Genomic DNA, 18,155 nt, shown 5'->3' on the forward strand with positions numbered 1-18,155 from the left:
GGCAGGGCGGGCTGGAGCACGCCCCAGCGCTGCGCGGTCGGGACCAGCGCGGGGTCCTCGCCGCCGACCGAGGCGGTGCGCCCCGCCTTGAACAGGTGCAGGACGCCGTTCGGGTCGGTGAAGGCCGCCTCGACGCCGCTCTCGAACTGCGCCGGCACGTCCTGGATGGTGCGCGGGTAGCCCTCGTCGACGCGGACGCCGCCGTTCTCGATGCTGTCGGAGTAGCGCACCACCTGGCCGCCCGAGAACAGGTGGACGGCGCGGTCGCCGGAGTAGGCCGCGTCGATCCGGTCCAGGTTCTCGAAGTCGCTGCGCACCCGGCCCCAGCCGGCCGCGCCGGTGAGCACGTGGATCGTGCCGTCCGGTGCCTGGAACGCGTCGAGCGGTCCGGGCAGGGTCGCGCCGATCCCTTCGCGTTCCCGCCATTCCGCGACGGGACGCGGGTAGCCCTCGTCGACGACCGTGTAGTCGCCGCGGCTGTAGCGGAGGTACTGGTCGCCGCTGAACAGGTAGGTGCGGCCGTCGCGGTCGGCGAACGCGCCGTCGATCCGTGCCGGGTCGGTGAAGTTGTTCCTGACCTTGCCCCAGACCTGGTCCCGCGGCGCCCACCGGGTGCCGCCGGGCAGCCGGGTGAAGGCCTTCGAGGTGCCGTCCGCGGTGTGGCCGACGAGCCACTCGACACCCGACGGCAGGGTGAAGGCGGCGTCGATCCCGGTCAGGCGCGCGTCGGCGAACCTGGCCGACAGTTCGGCGAGCGGGGTCGGAGCGGGCTGGGTGAGGGTGAGCGTGTCGGCCGCGTAGGTCCAGCAGTCCGTGCCGGCGAACAGGTGGACCTTGCCGTCGTGGCTCTCGAGCAGGGCGTCGAACCGCCGGACGCCCGGCGGAAGCGTGAGGTTCTCCGGGAACTTGCCGACCAGGTCCTGGTCGGTGAAGACCGCGGCGACCTCCGTCGGGTCGAGGCCGAGCTTGGCGGCCAGCAGGGCGAACCGCCTGATCCTGCGGTGGGCGAGCCCCAGGCGCGGGTCGGCGGGCGGTCTCTCGGTGTCGAGGACGGGCGCGACCAGGGTGTCGACGGCCTGCTCCGGTCCGCCGGTCACGGCTTCCGCGATGGCGGCGGCCGTGGCCGCCGGCAGGCCGAGGGCGTCGCCGAGCGCGGTGTCGAAGGCCTGCTTCTGCCGTCCGGCGAGGGCGACGAGCGCGTCGACGACCTCGGTCACCGCAGCGGCCAGTTCGACCGCGACGGTGTGCAGCAGGAAGAAGACATCCGTGGCGAAGTCCGCGATCCCGGGCAGCGTGAACCCGTGGACGTTGTCGACGTCGCGGAAGTACGGCAGCCATTCCTCGGTCACCGTGAGGCCGTCGGTCAGGATGCCCGAGTCGACGAGGTAGGCCAGCACGCGGTCGCGTTGCTCGGGATCGAACCCGAGCCCGGACAGCGCGGCCGGGTCCAGCCAGTAGGGCTTCTCGTCCTCCAGGACCACCCGGATCTGGCCGAAGACGATCGCCTCCTCCGCGGTGGTGAACGCGTCGCCGAGGTCCAGCTTGCCGGACGGGTCGGCGAACAGTTCGTCGTCCAGCACCCGGCCGTCGGTGAGGTAGTCACCGTCCAGTGCCCTGACCACCCGGTGGCCGACCACCTCGTCGGCGAGTTCGGCGAAGTCGGCGACGGTGAGGGTGTGCCACTCGGCCTGGCATGCGCGGAGCTGGCCCTGGACGGCGTCCAGGATCGCCCTGCGCCGCGGGTAGAACTCCAGCGCGAGGCCGAAGTCCTTGAGGTCGAGGTCGAGGAGGCACGCCTTGTCGCGGTAGACGCCGTTCTCGTCGAGGTAGCCGTTGAACGTCAGGCTCTCGGTCAGCGCGGCCAGCTGGGGCCCGGACAACCGCAGCTCGGCGAAGATCGCCGGGTCGAGCGCCAGCGGGTCACCGGCGAAACCCGCGAGCCGCTCGTCGATGCGGGCCCGGACCGCCTCGGTGGCGTCCGCCAGGTCCGCGTTGGGCTCGAAGAGCTCCGCGTTGCCGGCGTCGGTGAAGAACCCGGGGTCGGTGAGGTCGCCGCCCTCGTCGAGGTAGCCGTTGTAGCCCAGGTTGTCGTACAGCTCGGCCACCCGGTCCGGCGTGAGGTCGACCAGCGCGGCCAGGTCGGACGGGAAGAACGCCGCGGTGCCGTTGACCACCGCGCCGATCGTCTTGAAGAGCACCTCGCGGTAGGCGCTGAAGTCGGTCTGCAGGAACACCTCCGCACTGTCCTCGACGGCCAGGGTGCCGTCCGCGCTCAGGTGTCCTCTGTGGACGAGGTTGCTGAAGATCTTCGCCTGCAGGCGTTCGCCGAGGCCGAGGCCCAGGAAGTCCTCCGGGACGAGCACGCCGAGGTCGGTCACGCCGTCGTACGCGGCGGTGGCGGCCTTCGCCGGGTCGACCCGCAGCAGCCGGTCGTCGGCAGGGGAGACGACGCCGTCGTCGTAGGCGGTCAGCACGTCGCGCACGACCTTGGTCGCGCGCGCGCCGAACCGGTCGAGCACGAGGTTGGCCGGCTCGAACGCGACCTGGTCGAAGGCCGTCCGGATGCCCTCGGTCACCGCGGTGAGGGAGTCGTCCGAGGTCTCCGGGCGGCCGCCGAGCACCTCGGTCAGCTCCCGGCCGCTGAACCCGGCGGCCTGCGTCCAGGTGACCACCGCGAACAGGGTCTGCGCCAGCCACAGTGTCTCCGCGGGCTCGCCGGCGGCGAGGATCGCGAAGCAGTCCCGGGCGGGCGTGGCGTCGCCGAGCACGTCGAAGGTCGAGTACCGGTGCAGCGACGGGTCGGTGTCCAGGGCGACCAGCACGTCGAACAGCTCGTCGGCGGCGATGCCGAGGGCGGCGGCGAGGCGGCCCGCGCGGTGCAGCAGCCCGATCTCGGGCAGGCCGATGTCGCCCTGGTCGAACGGGCTGGGGTCCTTCGCGGCGTAGTGCTCGCGGTAACGCCGGACCACGGTGACGATGTCGTTCTCGGCGACCTCGATCCAGCCCGCCAGCCGGAACCGGTAGTCCCGGTTGCGATCGGCGAGGATGTCACCCGAGCAGCCCTGTACCTCGTCGTCCTCGATGGGGACGGACAGCCGGCAGATCTCGGTGACGGTCAGGTCGTGCTCGCGGTGCAGCTTCAGGGCGATGGCGAGGGTCCGCAGTGCCGCCGTGTCGATCCGGCCGGCGCAGAAGGTGTCGAGCGCCAGGCCGAGGTCGGTGAGGCTCAGGCCGGTCATCGTGGCCAGCCGGACGAACCGGTGGGCCACGTCGAGCCAGCCGGTGGGCACGGCGTCGCCCCACAGCAGCGTCAGTCCGTCCGTGCTGAGGGTGACGGTTCCGAGCAGCGGGACCAGCTCCCGCAGCTGGGTGCCGGACAGGCCGGTCGCCTCGGCGAACCGCTTGGCCTCGCCCAGGTCGGCGAGCGTCTCGTGGTCGGCCAGACCGAAGAGCTCGGCGAGCTCGGCCTCGGTCGCGGCGGCGGTCGTGACCACGGCGACGTCCTCCGGCGACATCGCCAGGAACTCCCGGGCGACGATGTCCTGGTCGGGGCGGGGGGCGAACAGCCGGTACAGCTCCAGCGGCGTCACGCCCAGGTAGTGCAGGTACCTGTCGAGTTGCTCGGCGCGCAGCGAGAACGGCAGGTTGAACGGGTGCTTGCGGGTGCGGAGCTCCTCGTACGGCGCGTCGCCGGCGAGCCGCTCCAGCACCTTGTTGACGATGTCGAGGTACGGCGTCTCGGTGAACGTGTTGTCGGCGTCCAGCGGCACCTGCTTCAGGTCCGGCCGTCGTTCGAGCAGTGCTGGGCGGTCGAAGTTGCCTTCCAGCAGTGCCAACAGGTCGACGAAGTAGGCCGCCGGCGAGTACACCGACCTGGCGTCGTCGTCGGCACTGAAGTCCAACTCGCCGAAGAGCTGCTCATAACTGGGAGACGAGTCGTCTCTAAGCACGGATCCTCCACTGGAGTAACAGAAAAACCACGCGCCGGTGCCCGAACGGAAGCCGCTCGGCTTCGTTCGCCACGCGCGTTGACGATCGAATTCGGCCCGGTCACGGGCCGAGGTGATTGAGGTTCGCGTCCCAGATGGACGGTGCCTAGCAGATCCAGTTCGCCGAAGAGGGGTTGTAGCTGTGGGACGACTGGTCCTGTCGCACTGGTCCTCCGCGGGACGTCGCAAAGTGGGCTCCCGGAAATGGAGCCCGTACCCCACGAGGCAGATACATGAAAATGTGAAAACTTTGAGTTCGCGGGAATTTACCTGCCGTCACTCTTTCGGCCTATTTACGGGACCGTGCCCACGGTGCATGGGCAGCCGGCCCGACTAGAGGTATTCGCGGGCGGCGTCGACCAGCCAGTCCGCGAGGTACCGGGCGAACGAGTCGCGCACCAGCAGGTGGTACGCGTCGGTCCGCTGCCACAGGATGACCTGCGACCTGGCCAGCACGGTCTGTGCGCAGTGGCCCGCGGCGAACGTCCTGGGGTGCAGGTCGAGTGTGCAGCCCTTCTCGAGGATGTCGCGGGCGTGTGGGCCGGTCACCTCGACCGTCGTCCGGTTCGCCGAGACGTCCACGCCGCCCGGGAGGTCGATCGGGTCACCGTCCACCACGAGCCACTCCGCCGGGCCCAGCCACAGCACGGACCGCTCGCCCCAGGCCAGCACCCGACCCGGTGCCGGGGTGGGGAAGCCCGCGGTGCCCTGCACGTTCACGGCCGTGCGGAACGGGATCTCCCGCAGCCCCGGCGCGAGTGGATGGCCGGCGAGCGGGCTGCGGCGCGGCGGCACGGTGTCCGCTCGCGGGCTCGGTGACGCCGTCGGCCGGCGCGCGGTGTCCACGGGTGGCGCCGTCGGCTCCGCGACCGGACCGTCGCGGCGGGCGCCTTCCTTGTCGTAGAACACCGGCTCGGTGATCGTCGCCTCGACGAGACGGTCGCCGAGCGGGGCGACCACCGTCTCGCCGAGCCGGTCCCGGCCGCCCTTGACCAGGGCGAGGGCGAAACTCCTTGCCAGCGCGGCACTTCGGTAGCTGGACGTGACGTGTCCGAGCATGGGCACCGGTGGGTTCAGTGGCGTGTCCGGTGCGACCAGCTGTGCGCCCTCGGGCAGCACCACCTCCGGATCGGTGGGCAGCAGGCCGACCAGGTGCTTGCGGTCGGGCCGAACGGCGTCCGGGCGGCGCAGGGATCGCCTGCCGACGAAGTCCTTCCGCGTCGACACGAGCCATGACATGCCGAGATCGTGTGGTGTCACCGTGCCGTCGGTGTCCTGCCCGACGATCGGGAAACCCTTCTCCGCACGCAGGACGTGCATGGTCTCCGTGCCGTACGGGGTGATGCCGGGATCGGTGGCCAGCACGGCCTCCCACACCGCCAACCCGTACCAGGACGCGACATTGACCTCGTACGCCAGCTCGCCGGAGAACGAGATCCGCGCGATCCGGGCCGGGATCCCGTTGTGCAGCACGGTGTCGCGGAAGGTCATGAAGCCGAACGCCTCGGCCGAGACGTCCAGCGACGGCGCGAGCCGGGCGATCACCGCGCGCGAGTCGGGGCCCACCACGGCGACCGTCGACCACTGCTCGGTCACCGAGGTGAACCGCACGTCCAGCGAAGGCCATTCGGTCTGCGCCCACTCCTCGAACCAGTCGAGCACCTTCGCCGCGCCGCCGGTCGTCGTGGTGACGTAGTACCGGTCTTCGGCCAGCCGCATGGTCACGCCGTCGTCGAGGACCATCCCGTCCGCGCCGCACATCATCCCGTACCGGCAGGAACCGACCGCCAGCTTCTTGAAGGCGTTGGTGTAAATGCGGTTCAGGAACTCGCCCGCGTCCGCGCCGACCACCTCGATCTTGCCGAGCGTCGACGCGTCCTGCATGCCGACGCCGGTCCGGGCGGCACGGCACTCGCGCAGCACGGCGGCCTCCATGTCCTCGCCAGCGCGTGGGTAGAACCGGGGCCGCCGCCACTGCCCGACATCCTCGAACACCGCGCCCGCCGCGGCGTGCCACGGCTGGATCGGCGTGGTCCGCACCGGATCGTGCAACGCGCCCCGGTTCCGTCCCGCCATCAGGGCGAAGGACACCGGCGCGTACGGCGCGCGGAAGGTCGTCGTGCCGAGCTCGCCCGGCGAGGACAGGCCCAGCGCGGCGGCCATCACCCCGAGCGCCGGCACGTTCGACGTCCGGCCCTGGTCCGCGCCGGTCCCGATCGTGGTGTACCGCTTGACGTGCTCCGGCGACCGCATCCCGGCGCCGGTCGCCAGCAACACGTCCGCCACGGTCGCATCCCGTTGCAGGTCCACGAAACAACGGTCGGGCTCCGGCGGCACCCGCCACACCGGACGCGGCGGAGTGGCCGTCCTGGACTCGACCACCGGGAGTTCCGGCGCCGTGCCGGGGTGGCCGACGAGCGCCGCGGCCTCCACACCGGCCGCGAGGCCCTCCGCCAGGACCTCCGCGAGCCCGTACACTCCGTTCGCCGCCCCGGCGACACGGTTGGCCTGCACGGCGGTGCCGGGTACGAACGCCGCCAGCGTGTCGTCCCACCGCAGGGTCCCGCGCGACTGGCTGAACAGGTGCACCACCGGACTCCACCCGCCGGACACCGCCAGGAGGTCACACGGCAGCCGGCCGTCCTCGGTGGACACACCGGTCACCCGATCCGAGCCCAGAGCGCGCTGTACCAACCGGTCGGCACGCACCTCGATGCCCAGCGACCCGGCCGTGGCCACCAGATCGGCGGGCGGCTCGACCCGGGTGTCGAGCACCACCACCCGCGCACCCACGGCCGCGAGATCGAAGGCCGTCTCGTACGCGCCGTCGTTCGTGCTCTGCACGACGACGTCGCGGCCCGGCAGCACCGCGTACCGGTTGACATACGTCCGCACGGCCGCCGCCGACATGATCCCCGGCAGGTCGTTGTCGGCGAACACCAGCGGCCGTTCGTGCGCCCCGGTCGCCAGTACCACCCGCCGTGCCCGAACGTGCCAGAGCCGGCGCCGCTGGGCCACCAGGACGTAGTTCGCGTCGTAGTAACCGAAAGCGGTCGCCCGCGTCAGCACCCGCACCTCGGGCCGGTCCGCCAGCGCCGCCACCGACGAGGAAACCCAGGGCAGGACAACGGGATCGGCCAGCAGGCCGCCACCGGGCGAGGGCTGGTCGTCCACGAGCATGACCCGTGCCCCACCGGCCGACGCGGCCAGTGCGGCCGCCAGCCCGGCCGGCCCGCCGCCGACCACCAGCACGTCGGTGTGCACGTACTTCTTGTCGTGTAACGTTTTCTTGTCGTGCACCGCGTCGTCGCGGGGCTCCAGCCGGCCGACCCCGCTGAGCAGCGTGGCGGAGAGGCCGTCCACCAGCTCGACCGTGGTCGCGGTCAACGACGGCTCGCCGTCGACCTGCGCCAGCGCGTTGGGCTCGTCGATCCCCGCGGTCACGATCCCGCGTGGCCGCCGCCGGTACTGCGACGGCCCGACCGTGCGCACCCCGTCGGCGAGCATGGCCGAGGCCAGCGTGTCCCCCGCGAACCCGGTCCGCCCGACACCGTCGAGTGTGTACCGCAACGGGCGACCGCGGTCGACGAGACCTCCGGTGGGCAGTCTCATCGGCCCTCCACGAACTCGGACGTGGCCGTGTCCCGCACGGCATCGAACCACCGGCGGCAGCCGTGCGCGTGCACCCACCGCTCGGCGAACGCGCCCTTGGGGTTGTCCCGGAAGAACAGGTACTCCGCCCATTCCTCGTCGGACAGGGCCTCCGGATCCGCTGGGTAGGCGACGCCCGCCTGACCGCCGTAGCGGAACTCGGTCTCCTCGCGCTCACCGCACCATGGGCATCTGATCAGTAGCATGTTCGTCCTCAGTGGGCGACGGCGGCGGCGCCGTGCTCGTCGATCAACGCGCCGGTGGTGAAGCGCTCGAGGGTGAACGCCTCGTTCAACGGGTGTGGCGTCCCGGTCGCGATCGTGTGGGCGAACACCCAGCCGACTCCCGGCGTGGCCTTGAACCCGCCGGTGCCCCACCCGCAGTTGACGAACAGGTTCTCCAGCGGGGTGAGCCCGACGATGGGGGAGGCGTCCGGGGTGACATCCACGATCCCGCCCCACGAGCGGATCAGGTGCGCACCCGCGAAGATCGGGAACAGCTCCAGCGCGGCGGCCATCTGGTCCTCGATGACGTGCACGGAACCGCGCTGCCCGTAGGAGTTGTAGGAGTCGATGCCCGCGCCCATGACCAGCTCGCCCTTGTGCGCCTGGCTGATGTACACGTGCACGTGGTTCGACATCACGACCGTCGGGTGGATGGGCTCCAGCAACTCGGAGACCAGCGCCTGCAGGGGATGGCTCTGCACCGGCAGCCGCAGTCCCACGGTGTCGGCCAGCACGCTGGAGTGCCCGGCCGCGGCCAGCCCCACCCGGCCGGCGCGGATCGGGCCCCGGCTCGTGTCGACGCCGACGACCCGGTCGCCGTCGCGCAGGAAGCCGGTGACCTCGCAGTGCTGGATCAGGTCGATCCCGTACGCGTCGGCCTTCCTGGCGAAGGCCCAGGCCACGTGGTCGTGCTTGGCGATCCCGGCACGGGGCTGCCAGGTGCCGCCGAGCACCGGGTAGCGGGTGTCGGGGGAGACGTCGAGGATCGGGCAGACCTTCGCGACCTCGTCGGGCGTCAGCCACTCCCCGTCGACGCCGTTGAGCTTGTTGGCGTGCACGCGCCGGACGGAGTCGCGGACGTCCTGGAGCGTGTGGGCGAGGTTGAGCACCCCGCGCTGGCTGAACAGGATGTCGTAGTCGAGGTCCTCGGACAGGGTCTCCCAGAGCTGGAGCGCGTGCTCGTAGATGGCGGCGCTCTCGTCCCAGAGGTAGTTGGACCGGATGATGGTGGTGTTGCGCGCCATGTTGCCGCCCGCGAGCCACCCCTTCTCGAGCACGGCGACGTTGGTGATGCCGTGGTTGCGCGCGAGGTAGTAGGCGGTGGCGAGCCCGTGCCCGCCGGCACCGACGACGATCACGTCGTAGGACGGCTTGGGGTCCGGGTTGCGCCAGAGGTGGTCCGGGTGCTGGCTCATCCGCGCAACCTCGTCATGGCCGGGTCGAAGAGCGGTTCCTCGGCGACCGTGGCCGGGATGCGGCGGTCGAAGTATCCGATGTGGACGGTGCGGCCCGGGGTGACGAGCTCGGCGGGCAGCCAGGCGTAGGCGATCCCGGTGCCGACGGTGTAGCCGTAGGCGGCGCTGGTGACGTAGCCGACGGGGTCGTCGCCGTCGTAGACCGGTTCCCTGCCGAGGACGTGGGCGTCGAGCACGAGGCAGGCGAGCTTTCGCTTGCCCTGCCTGGTGGCTTCCTTGCCGAGGAAGTCCGGCTTGGCCTTCCTGACCGCGAAGCCGAGCCCGGCCTCGTCCGGCGAGTGCTCGTAGGTCATGTCGACGCCGAACGCGCGGTAGCCCTTCTCCAGGCGAAGGCTGTTGAAGGCGCCGCGCCCGGCGGCGATCACGCCGTGGTGCCGGCCGGCCGCGAAGAGGGTGTCCCAGAGCTTGAGCCCCATGTCGGCGGTGGTGTACAGCTCCCAGCCGAGCTCGCCGACATAGGACAGCCGAAGCGCGGTGACCGGGACGTTGCCGACGTGGCCCGTGGCGCCGCGGAAGTACCTGAGCCCGGTGAGGTCCAGGTCGGTCAGCGGCTGGACGAGGTCGCGGGCGCGGGGCCCCCACACGCCGACGCAGCAGGTGCCGGCGGTGCTGTCGCGGACCTGGACGGTGCCGTCGTCGGGCAGGTGGCGGGCGAGCCAGTCGAGGTCGAGGGCGCCGTTCACCCCGACCTGGTAGGCATGCCGGCCGAGCCGGGCGACGGTCACGTCCGAGCGGACACCGCCGTCATGGTCGAGGAGCAGGCAGTACGTGACCGAGCCGACGGACTTGTCGACGTCACCGGTGACCATCCGCTGGAGGAACGCGGCCGCCCCCGGTCCGGTCACGTCGAGGCGTTTCAGCGCGGTCATGTCGTAGAGCGCGACGGCCTCGCGGGTGACCTGCGCCTCGGCGGCGATGATGGGTGACCAGTAGCGGGCGGCCCAGTCGTCGGGCCGCGGGATGTCCCGGCCGGCGACGAGACCGGCGTTCGCCTCGTACCACTGTGGCCGCTCCCACCCGTTGGCCTCGAGGAAGAACGCGCCCAGCTCCTGCTGCCGGGGCCGGAAGGGGCTGGTCCTGAGTGGACGCGGATCCGCCATGGGCTGCAGGGGATGCTTGATGTCGTAGACCTCGACGAAGTTCTGGCAGGCACGTTGCCGCACGTACTCGGGCGCGAGCTGGTGGGCCTCGAACCGGTTGACGTCGCACTCGTGGAGGTCGAACGACGAGCAGTACCCGTCCGCGATCCACTCCGCCATCGCCCGCCCGACCCCGGCGGAGTGGGTGACCCAGACGGCCTCGGCCACCCAGAAGCCCTCGACGTCACGCGACGGCCCGAGCAGTGGCATGTCGTCGGTGGTGAAGGAGAACAGCCCGTTGATACCCTCCTCGATCCTGGCGTCGCGGGTGGCGGGGAGGAGGTCGCGGGTCGCCCGCCAGGCCTCGGCGAAGTCGTCCTCGGTGAACGGCCGCACCGACGGCATGACGTCGGCGGCGTCGACGCCGGGGATGTCGTCGACGGACACGGGCATGGGGCGGTGCCCGTAGTAGCCGACGCCGAGGGTGTCGAACCGCTCCCGGTAGTAGAGGTCGGCCTCCTGGTGGCGGAGGATGGGCCGGCGGATCTCGTTCTGTTGTCCCGCAAGGGCTCCGACGCGCCCGGTCCAGGCGAGCTGATGGGCCAGGGGGACGAGGGGCAGCGTCATGCCGACCATCCCCGCGACCCGCGGTCCCCAGATCCCCGCACAGCAGACGACGATGTCGGCGGCCAGCTCGCCGTCGCCGGTGACGACCCCGGCGACCCGGCCGCCGTTCGTGCGGACGGCCAGCACCTCGGTCCGGTCGAGGACGGTCACGCCCCGCGCCCGAGCCCGCTGCACCTGGGCGGCGACGGCGCGCACCGCCTTCGCCACGCCGTCGGTGGGGGTGTGCAGGCCGCCGAGCACCCGGTCCCGGTCGAGCATGGGGAACAGCTCGAGGCAGCGTTCCGGCCCGACGACGGTCGCGTCGATGCCCCAGGAGGTGGCCCAGCCCTGCCGCCGGTGCAGGTCGGCGAGGCGTTGGGGCGTGGTGGCCACCTCGAGCCCGCCGACCTGGAGAAAACAGGGCTGCCCGTCGTGGCCGAGCCCGTTGAGCTTCCCGACGGTGTAGCGGGCCATCTCGGCCATGGCCTTGCTGGGGTTGGTCTGGAACACCAGGCCGGGCGCGTGCGAGGACGACCCGCCGGGCGCCGGCAACGGCCCCTGGTCGACGAGGGTGATGTCGTCCCACCCCCGAGCGGACAGCTCGTCGACGAGCGCGGCTCCCACGACACCCGCCCCGACCACCACGACCCGGGGTCCAGCCATCCCGACCTCCATGATGCACGATTCGCAACAGCATGCGGGTTACGCAACTCAGCGTCGTTCCCGGTCGGGCCGTTGTCAAGAGCGACGAAGGACGCCTTCCGCACCGGGGAAGGCGTCCTTCGTCGCGGGAGGGCCGTCAGGACTTCGGCAGCCAGGCCTTGACCTTGTCCTGGTGGGCGTCGACCCACTTCTTCGCCGCAGCGTCCGGGGACAGCTTGTCCTCGGCGATCGACTTCGCCACCTCGTTCTGGTCGTCGTTCGTCCACTGGAAGTTCTTCACCAGCTGGTAGGCCGGGCCGTTGGCGTCCGCGAACTTCTTGCTGACGATCTTGTCCAGGTCGTAGTCGGGGTAGTCACAGGCGATCTTCTCGGGGTCCGCGTCGCACCCGGCCGTGTACTTCGGCAGGTCCACCTTCACCAGCTTGATCTCCGCGAACAGCCACTGCGGCGAGTAGAAGTACCCGATCACCGGCGTCTTGTTCTTCTCCGCCTGCCGGAACGCCTGGATCAGCGCCGTCTCGCTGCCGCCGTACACGACCTTGAACTTCAGGTTCAGGTTCTTCACCAGTGCCTCGTCGTTGGTCACGAACGACGGGTCGCCGTCGAGCAGTTGCCCCTGGGTGCCGGACTCCGAGGTCCGGAACATGTCGGCGTACTTGTTCAGGTTGTTCCAGTCGGTGATGTCCGGGTACTTCTTGGCCAGCCACGGCGGCACGTACCAGCCGATCTGTCCCTCCACACCGGTGGAGCCGGCCGACACCGCCGTCTTCTCGCCGTCGATGTACTTCTTCTTCAGGTCGTCGTGGCCCCAGTTCTCCACCACCGCGTCGACCGAGCCGGCGCCGAAGCCCTGCCAGGCCAGCTCCTCCTTCAGGTCCTTCTTGGTCACCTCGCAGCCGAGGTCCTTCTCGGCCACGTACGCCAGCACCGCCGCGTTCGCCTCGTAACCCACCCACGGGTTGACGGCGATGTTGAACTGGCCGCAGTCGCCGGAGCCGCCGCCTGACGACGAGTCGCCGATCTTCGCGCCGCCGCAGCCGGCCAGCAACAACGCCGCCAGCACCGAGACCCAGGTCTTCCGCATAACTCCCTCGTTTCTGAAAGATGTCACCGGGAGCGTTGTGCCGCCGCCTTGGTGAGGCGGTCCAACATCACGCCAAGCAGGACGATCGCGACCCCGGCCGCGAGACCCTTCCCGTACAGCTGTCCCTGCGCGAAACCGGCGACGACGTCGTAGCCGAGCGCGCCCGCACCCACGAGCCCACCCACCACGACCATCGACAGCACGTAGATGAGCCCCTGGTTCGTGGCCAGGGTCAACGCATGCCGGGACATCGGCAGCTGCACCTTGGTGATCAGCTGCCACGTGCTCGACCCGGCCGCCGTCGCCGCCTCGACCGTCGTGGCGGACACCGACCGGATCCCGTCGGCCACGACCTTGATCGCCACCGGCGCCGCGAAGACGACCGCGGCCACGATCGCGGTGAACCGGCTCGCGCCGAACAGGGCCAGGAACGGGACCAGGTAGACGAACGCGGGCATCGTCTGGCCTGCGTCGAGCAGCGGCCGCAGCACCCGGTCCACCATCCGGCTGCGGCCCATCCACACGCCCAGCACCACGCCCAGCACCATCACGATCAACGTCGCGACCACGGTGGACGCCAGCGTCGCCATCGCGTCCGACCAGACTCCCGTGCCCCACAGCAGAAGCACGCACCCGGCGGACACGGCCGCCGCCCGGACCGAGCCCACCAGCACCGACACCGCCACGATCAACGCACCCAGCAGCCACCACGGCGACTCGGTCAGCAGTGTCTGCAACGGGTCGATCAGGACCAGCGTGAAGAAGTCCTTGAAGCCGTTGGTGACCGGCGACAGGTTGTTCTGCACCCAGTTCGTCACGTCGGTCGCCGCCTGCGCGATGGCCGGACCGAACGACGCGTCCGGCGGGAACTCCGACGCCCACACGTACGTCGCCGACAGGTAGACGGCGAGGATCGTCAGCACGCCGCCGGCCACCAGCGCGACCCGCCGCGCCACGACGGCACCACGTCGCGGGCGTCGCCTTCGCCCGGCCCGCTGCCCGGCCGTGCTGGTGACGCGGTCCAGCACGATGGCCATCACGACGATCGCGAGGCCCGCGTTGAACGCCGTGCCGACATCCAGTGTCTGCAACGCCTTCACGACCGTCTGGCCCAGCCCGGGCGCGTCGATCAGCGCGGCGATCGTGACCATCGACAGCGCCGCCATGATCGTCTGGTTGATGCCGAGCACGATCGTCCGCTTGGCCGCCGGCAGCAGCACCTTGACCAGCGTCTGTCCCGTCGTCGCGCCGAGGGACTCGCTGGCCTCGACCGTCTCGCGCGGCGCGTCGCGGATGCCGTGCGCGGTGAACCGGATCGCCGGGGGAGCGGCGTAGATGAGCGTCGCGATGGTGGCCGACGCCGGGCCGATGAGGAAGATCAGCGTCAGCGGCGCGAGGTACACGAACGTCGGCATGGTCTGCATGAGGTCCAGCACCGGCGTCAACAACCGGTTGACCCGGTCCGACAGCCCGGCCCAGATCCCCAGCGGTATCGCGAAGACCAGCGCGATGATCACCGCCGCCAGCGTGAGCGCCAGGGTGTCCATGCTCTCCTGCCACAGCCCCTGGAGCCCGAGGAACGCGAACCCGCCGGTGGCCGGCAGCGCGACCTTCCAGGACGCGACCGCGTAGGAGATGTACCCGACCAGTGCCACCACGCCGAGCCAGCCGACCAGCGGCACCGGCCGGCCGAACGACGGCTGCGCGAGCAAACCCTGCAGGAACGTGGTGAACTCGTCGACGACGAGCCGGATCTCGTTGAAGAAGTACAGGAAGACCGGGTTCGAGTTGCGGCTCGCGCCGAGCGCGTCGTTGAAGTCGTTGATGGCGCGGTGCAACGAGGTCAGGTCCGCGGCGCCGAGGGCGAGCGTGTGCGTGCCACGCAGGACCGTCCACAGAGCCAGGAACAGGACCAGCACGGCCAGGAGCAACACGCCACGACCGGGCCTGCGCAGCGAGATCCGGTTGGTGAGTGCGAGCTGCGCCATCACTCACCTGCCACGGTGGCCAGGATTTCCTCGTGATCCACCACGCCGAGCAGCTCGCCGTCCCGGACGACCTTCACCGGCCGGTCGGACTCCAGCACCGTCCGCACGGCCGCGCGCACCACCACGTCCGGCGCCAGCTCCGGGCCGTCCAGCACGTCGTTCGCCGTCGGTGGCCGCATGACCCACTTCAGTGTCAGCACGTCCGCCCTCGGCACGTCGTGCACGAAGTCCGCGACGTAGTCGTCGGCGGGCGCGCCGACCAGCTCCTCACCGGTCCCGCACTGCACCGCCTTGCCGTCCCGCATGATCAGGATCCGGTCGCCCAGCTTCAGCGCCTCGGACAGGTCGTGGGTGATGAACACCATCGTCTTGCCGACCTCGTGGTGCAGCCGGACGACCTCGTTCTGCATGTCCCGGCGGATCAACGGGTCCAGCGCCGAGAACGGCTCGTCGAAGAACAGCACGTCCGGGTCGCCGGCCAGCGCCCGGGCCAGGCCCACCCGCTGCTGCATGCCGCCGGACAGCTGGTCGGGGTAGGACCGCTCGTTCCCGCCGAGGCCGACCAGGTCGATGACCTCCTGTGCCCGCGCCCACCGGGCGGCCCTGCGTGCCCCGCGGACCTCCAGCCCGTACGCCACGTTGTCGATCACCCGCCGGTGCGGCAGCAGGCCGAAGTGCTGGAACACCATGGAGAACTTGTCGCGCCGCAGGGTCCGCAGCCGTCTGCGGTCCGCGGCCAGGATGTCCTCGCCCTCGAACACGACCTCGCCCGCCGTCGGCTCCACGAGCCTGGTCAGGCAGCGCACCAGCGTCGACTTGCCGGAGCCGGACAGTCCCATCACGACGAACACCTCGCCGGGCGCCACCGCGAAGTCGATCCCGCACACGGCGGCCACGCATCCCGTGGCGGCCATCAGGTCCCGGCGCGACAGCGCGGCCAGCGACGGGTCGGCGGGCACTCTCTCGGGCCGGGCGCCGAAGACCTTCCACAGTCCTCGAACGGCGATCACGGGGTCGGCCTGGACTGATGTGGGTGCGGTGAGTTCGGTCGGTGCGGCCACGGTTCACCTGCCTGCCGTGTTGCGTATGGCGCACTATGTGCCTGTTAATGGAACACAATTGCCCCTGACCGGGGGACCGTCAAGGGCGCGGAACGTTTCGGCGTGTTTCAGGACGGTTTCGGCAGCCCGTGCCAGCCGAGCCGGCGGGAGATCTGCCGCGCGGCGTCGACCACCTTCGCGGCGACCTCCGGCACGCGCTCGGCGGGGATGCGGAACGTCGGCCCTGACGCGCTGACCGACCCCGCGACCTCCCCGTCCGGCCCGGCGATCGGCGCGGCGACGGCGGTCAGCCCGATCTCCAGCTCGTCGGCCGCGACCGCGTAGCCGTCCCGGCGCACGGCCTCGACCTCGGCACGCAACCTGCGCGCGTCGGTCAACGTGCGGTCGGTGAACCGGTGCAGTGGCGCGGCGGTCAGCTCCGCGAACCGGTCCGCGGAGACGTGCGCGAGGTGCACCTTGCCGTTGGACGTGGCGTGCAGCGGGATCCGCCGGCCGACCCAGTTGTGCCCCTGCAACGCGGCGGTGCCCGACGCCTGGTCGAGGTACAGGGCGTCGTGTCCGGAAAGGACGGTGATGTTCACCGTCTCGCCCAGCTCGTCGGCGAGCCTGCGGGTCACTGCCCTGCTGCGCTGGACGATGTCGAGGCGCGCGGTGATGGCGCCGGCGAGCTGAAGCACGCCGACGCCCAGCCGGTACTTGCCGCGGTCGGCGTGCTGCTCGGCCAGTTCGTGCCGCTCCAGCGTGCTGACCAGCCGGAACGCCGTGGACTTGTGTACCGCCAGCAGTGCCGCGATCTCCGTGACACCCAGCTCGCCGTGCTTGGCGAGCAGCGCGAGCACCGTGAGCGCCCGGTCGACGGACTGGATCGTGCTCGCACCGTCGGTCATCTCGTGTCCGCGTGCCGGTAGTACGGGGTGCCGGCCGGCGCGAGTGGCGTGTTGCCGAGGATGAGGTCGGCCGCCTTCTCGGCCACCATCATCACCGGCGCGTAGATGTTGCCGTTCGTGACGTACGGCAGCACCGACGCGTCGACGACCCGGAGCCCGTCGACGCCGTGCACCCGCATTGAGGCCGGGTCCACGACGGACAGCTCGTCGACGCCCATCCGTGCCGTGCACGACGGGTGGTACGCGGTCTCGCCGTCGCGGGCCACCCAGTCCAGGATCTCCTCGTCGGTCCGGACGGCCGGCCCCGGTGACAGCTCACCGCCGCTGAACCCGGCGAACGCCGGCTGCGCCAGGATCCGGCGCGCCACGTGGATCGCCTCGACCCACTCGCGTCTGTCCTGTTCCGTGGACAGGTAGTTGAACCTGATCGCCGGATGCCGTCGCGGGTCGCGGGACGCGACCTTCACGCTGCCGCGGGCGTCGGAGTACATCGGTCCGATGTGGACCTGGTATCCGTGCTCGGCGCCCACCGGCGTCCCGTCGTAGCGGACCGCGATGGGCAGGAAGTGGAACATCAGGTTCGGGTACGCGACATCGTCGTTGCCACGCACGAAACCGCCCGCCTCGAAGTGGTTGGTCGCCGCGGGGCCGCTCCTGCGCAGCAGCCACCGCAGGCCGATCCGGGGGCGGTTGTGGAGCTTCAGCGCGGGGTTGAACGAGATCGGCTTCGTGCAGGCGTGTTGGACGTAGACCTCGAGATGGTCCTGGAGGTTCTCGCCGACGCCGCGGAGCGCCGCCACCGGCTCGATGCCGAGTGGACCGAGGTGGTCCGGGTCGCCGATGCCGGAGAGCTGTAGCAGCTGCGGTGTGTTGATGGCGCCGCCGCACAGGATGACCTCGCCGGCGTGGACCCGGTGCGTGCGGCCGGCGCGGCCGTACTCGACGCCGACCGCGCGCCTGCCCTCGAACAGCACGCGGTGCACGAGCGAGAAGCACCTGACGGTCAGGTTCGGCCGCCGCTTGACCGGGTGCAGGTACGCCCGCGCGGCGGACCACCGCCTGCCGTCGCGGATGTTCCGGTCGAACCGGGCGAAGCCCTCCTGCCGGAAGCCGTTGACGTCCGGCGTGAGCGGGTAGCCGGCCTGCTGGACGGCCTCGAAGAACGCGTCGAAGAGCGGGTTCGCCGCCGGCCCGCGTTCCAGGTGCAGCGGGCCGTGGTCGCCGCGCCACTCGTCACCGCCGGCGCGGCAGTTCTCCATGCGCCTGAAGTACGGCAGGCAGTGCGCGTAGTCCCATGTGGACATTCCGGGGTCGGTGGCCCAGCGCTCGTAGTCCATCGGGTTGCCGCGCTGGAAGATCATGCCGTTGATCGAGCTGGACCCGCCGAGCACCTTGCCGCGTCCCTGCGTGATCCGCCGGCCGTGCATGAACGGCTCCGGCTCCGAGACGTACTTCCAGTCGTAGAAGCGGTTGCCGATGACCATGGTCAGCGCGGCTGGCATGTGGATGAACAGGTCCCAGCGCCAGTCCGGCCGGCCGGCCTCCAGGACCAGGACCTTCGTCGCGGGATCGGCGGACAGCCGGTTGGCGAGCGCGCAGCCGGCCGAGCCGCCACCGACGATGATGTAGTCGTAGCGCTGGTCCATCGTTGCATAATGCGGCTAGAG

10 protein-coding genes and 1 pseudogene are annotated in these 18,155 nt (G+C 70.9%); all 11 read right to left on the minus strand.

Annotated features, from left to right (window positions below; translation table 11 throughout):
* The coding region (locus tag VET29_RS37245; RefSeq protein ID WP_324929745.1) for a hemopexin repeat-containing protein at nucleotides 1-3,950 on the minus strand (3,950 nt) is incomplete at its 3' end.
* 372 nt (nucleotides 3,951-4,322) lie between these two features.
* Entirely contained in the window at nucleotides 4,323-4,835 is a 513-nt protein-coding gene (locus VET29_RS37250) for a sarcosine oxidase subunit gamma (protein ID WP_324929853.1), read from the minus strand.
* 27 nt (nucleotides 4,836-4,862) lie between these two features.
* A pseudogene (locus VET29_RS37255) lies at nucleotides 4,863-7,601 on the minus strand (2Fe-2S iron-sulfur cluster-binding protein); the annotation flags it as partial.
* Nucleotides 7,598-7,846 carry a sarcosine oxidase subunit delta gene (locus tag VET29_RS37260; protein ID WP_324929747.1) on the minus strand — a complete coding sequence of 83 codons (249 nt, stop codon included), beginning with the start codon at nucleotides 7,844-7,846 and terminating at the stop codon, nucleotides 7,598-7,600. The gene VET29_RS37260 and the pseudogene VET29_RS37255, both read right to left, overlap by 4 nt.
* Before the next feature lie 8 nt (nucleotides 7,847-7,854).
* Complete coding sequence (locus tag VET29_RS37265) at nucleotides 7,855-9,060, minus strand: sarcosine oxidase subunit beta family protein (protein WP_324929749.1); 1,206 nt, start codon at nucleotides 9,058-9,060, stop codon at nucleotides 7,855-7,857.
* Nucleotides 9,057-11,468 carry an FAD-dependent oxidoreductase gene (locus tag VET29_RS37270; protein ID WP_324929751.1) on the minus strand — a complete coding sequence of 804 codons (2,412 nt, stop codon included), beginning with the start codon at nucleotides 11,466-11,468 and terminating at the stop codon, nucleotides 9,057-9,059. Before VET29_RS37270 ends, VET29_RS37265 begins: the two co-directional genes overlap by 4 nt.
* 136 nt (nucleotides 11,469-11,604) lie before the next feature.
* The gene (locus VET29_RS37275; RefSeq protein ID WP_324929753.1) at nucleotides 11,605-12,552 is read right to left on the minus strand and encodes an ABC transporter substrate-binding protein; all 948 of its coding nucleotides are present in this window, start codon (nucleotides 12,550-12,552) and stop codon (nucleotides 11,605-11,607) included.
* Nucleotides 12,553-12,575: 23 nt separating this feature from the next.
* A complete protein-coding gene (locus VET29_RS37280; protein WP_324929755.1) occupies nucleotides 12,576-14,540 on the minus strand; it encodes an ABC transporter permease subunit in 1,965 nt (654 codons plus the stop codon).
* Entirely contained in the window at nucleotides 14,540-15,601 is a 1,062-nt protein-coding gene (locus tag VET29_RS37285) for a betaine/proline/choline family ABC transporter ATP-binding protein (protein ID WP_324929757.1), read from the minus strand. Before VET29_RS37285 ends, VET29_RS37280 begins: the two co-directional genes overlap by 1 nt.
* Nucleotides 15,602-15,708: 107 nt before the next feature.
* The gene (locus VET29_RS37290; protein WP_324929759.1) at nucleotides 15,709-16,488 is read right to left on the minus strand and encodes an IclR family transcriptional regulator; all 780 of its coding nucleotides are present in this window, start codon (nucleotides 16,486-16,488) and stop codon (nucleotides 15,709-15,711) included.
* The gene (gene betA, locus VET29_RS37295) at nucleotides 16,485-18,134 is read right to left on the minus strand and encodes a choline dehydrogenase (RefSeq protein ID WP_324929761.1); all 1,650 of its coding nucleotides are present in this window, start codon (nucleotides 18,132-18,134) and stop codon (nucleotides 16,485-16,487) included. The genes VET29_RS37290 and betA overlap by 4 nt, the downstream gene beginning before the upstream one ends.
* Nucleotides 18,135-18,155 lie beyond the last annotated feature (21 nt).

The organism is Actinophytocola sp. (assembly GCF_035634895.1).
In the GTDB taxonomy this organism is placed as follows: domain Bacteria; phylum Actinomycetota; class Actinomycetes; order Mycobacteriales; family Pseudonocardiaceae; genus Actinophytocola.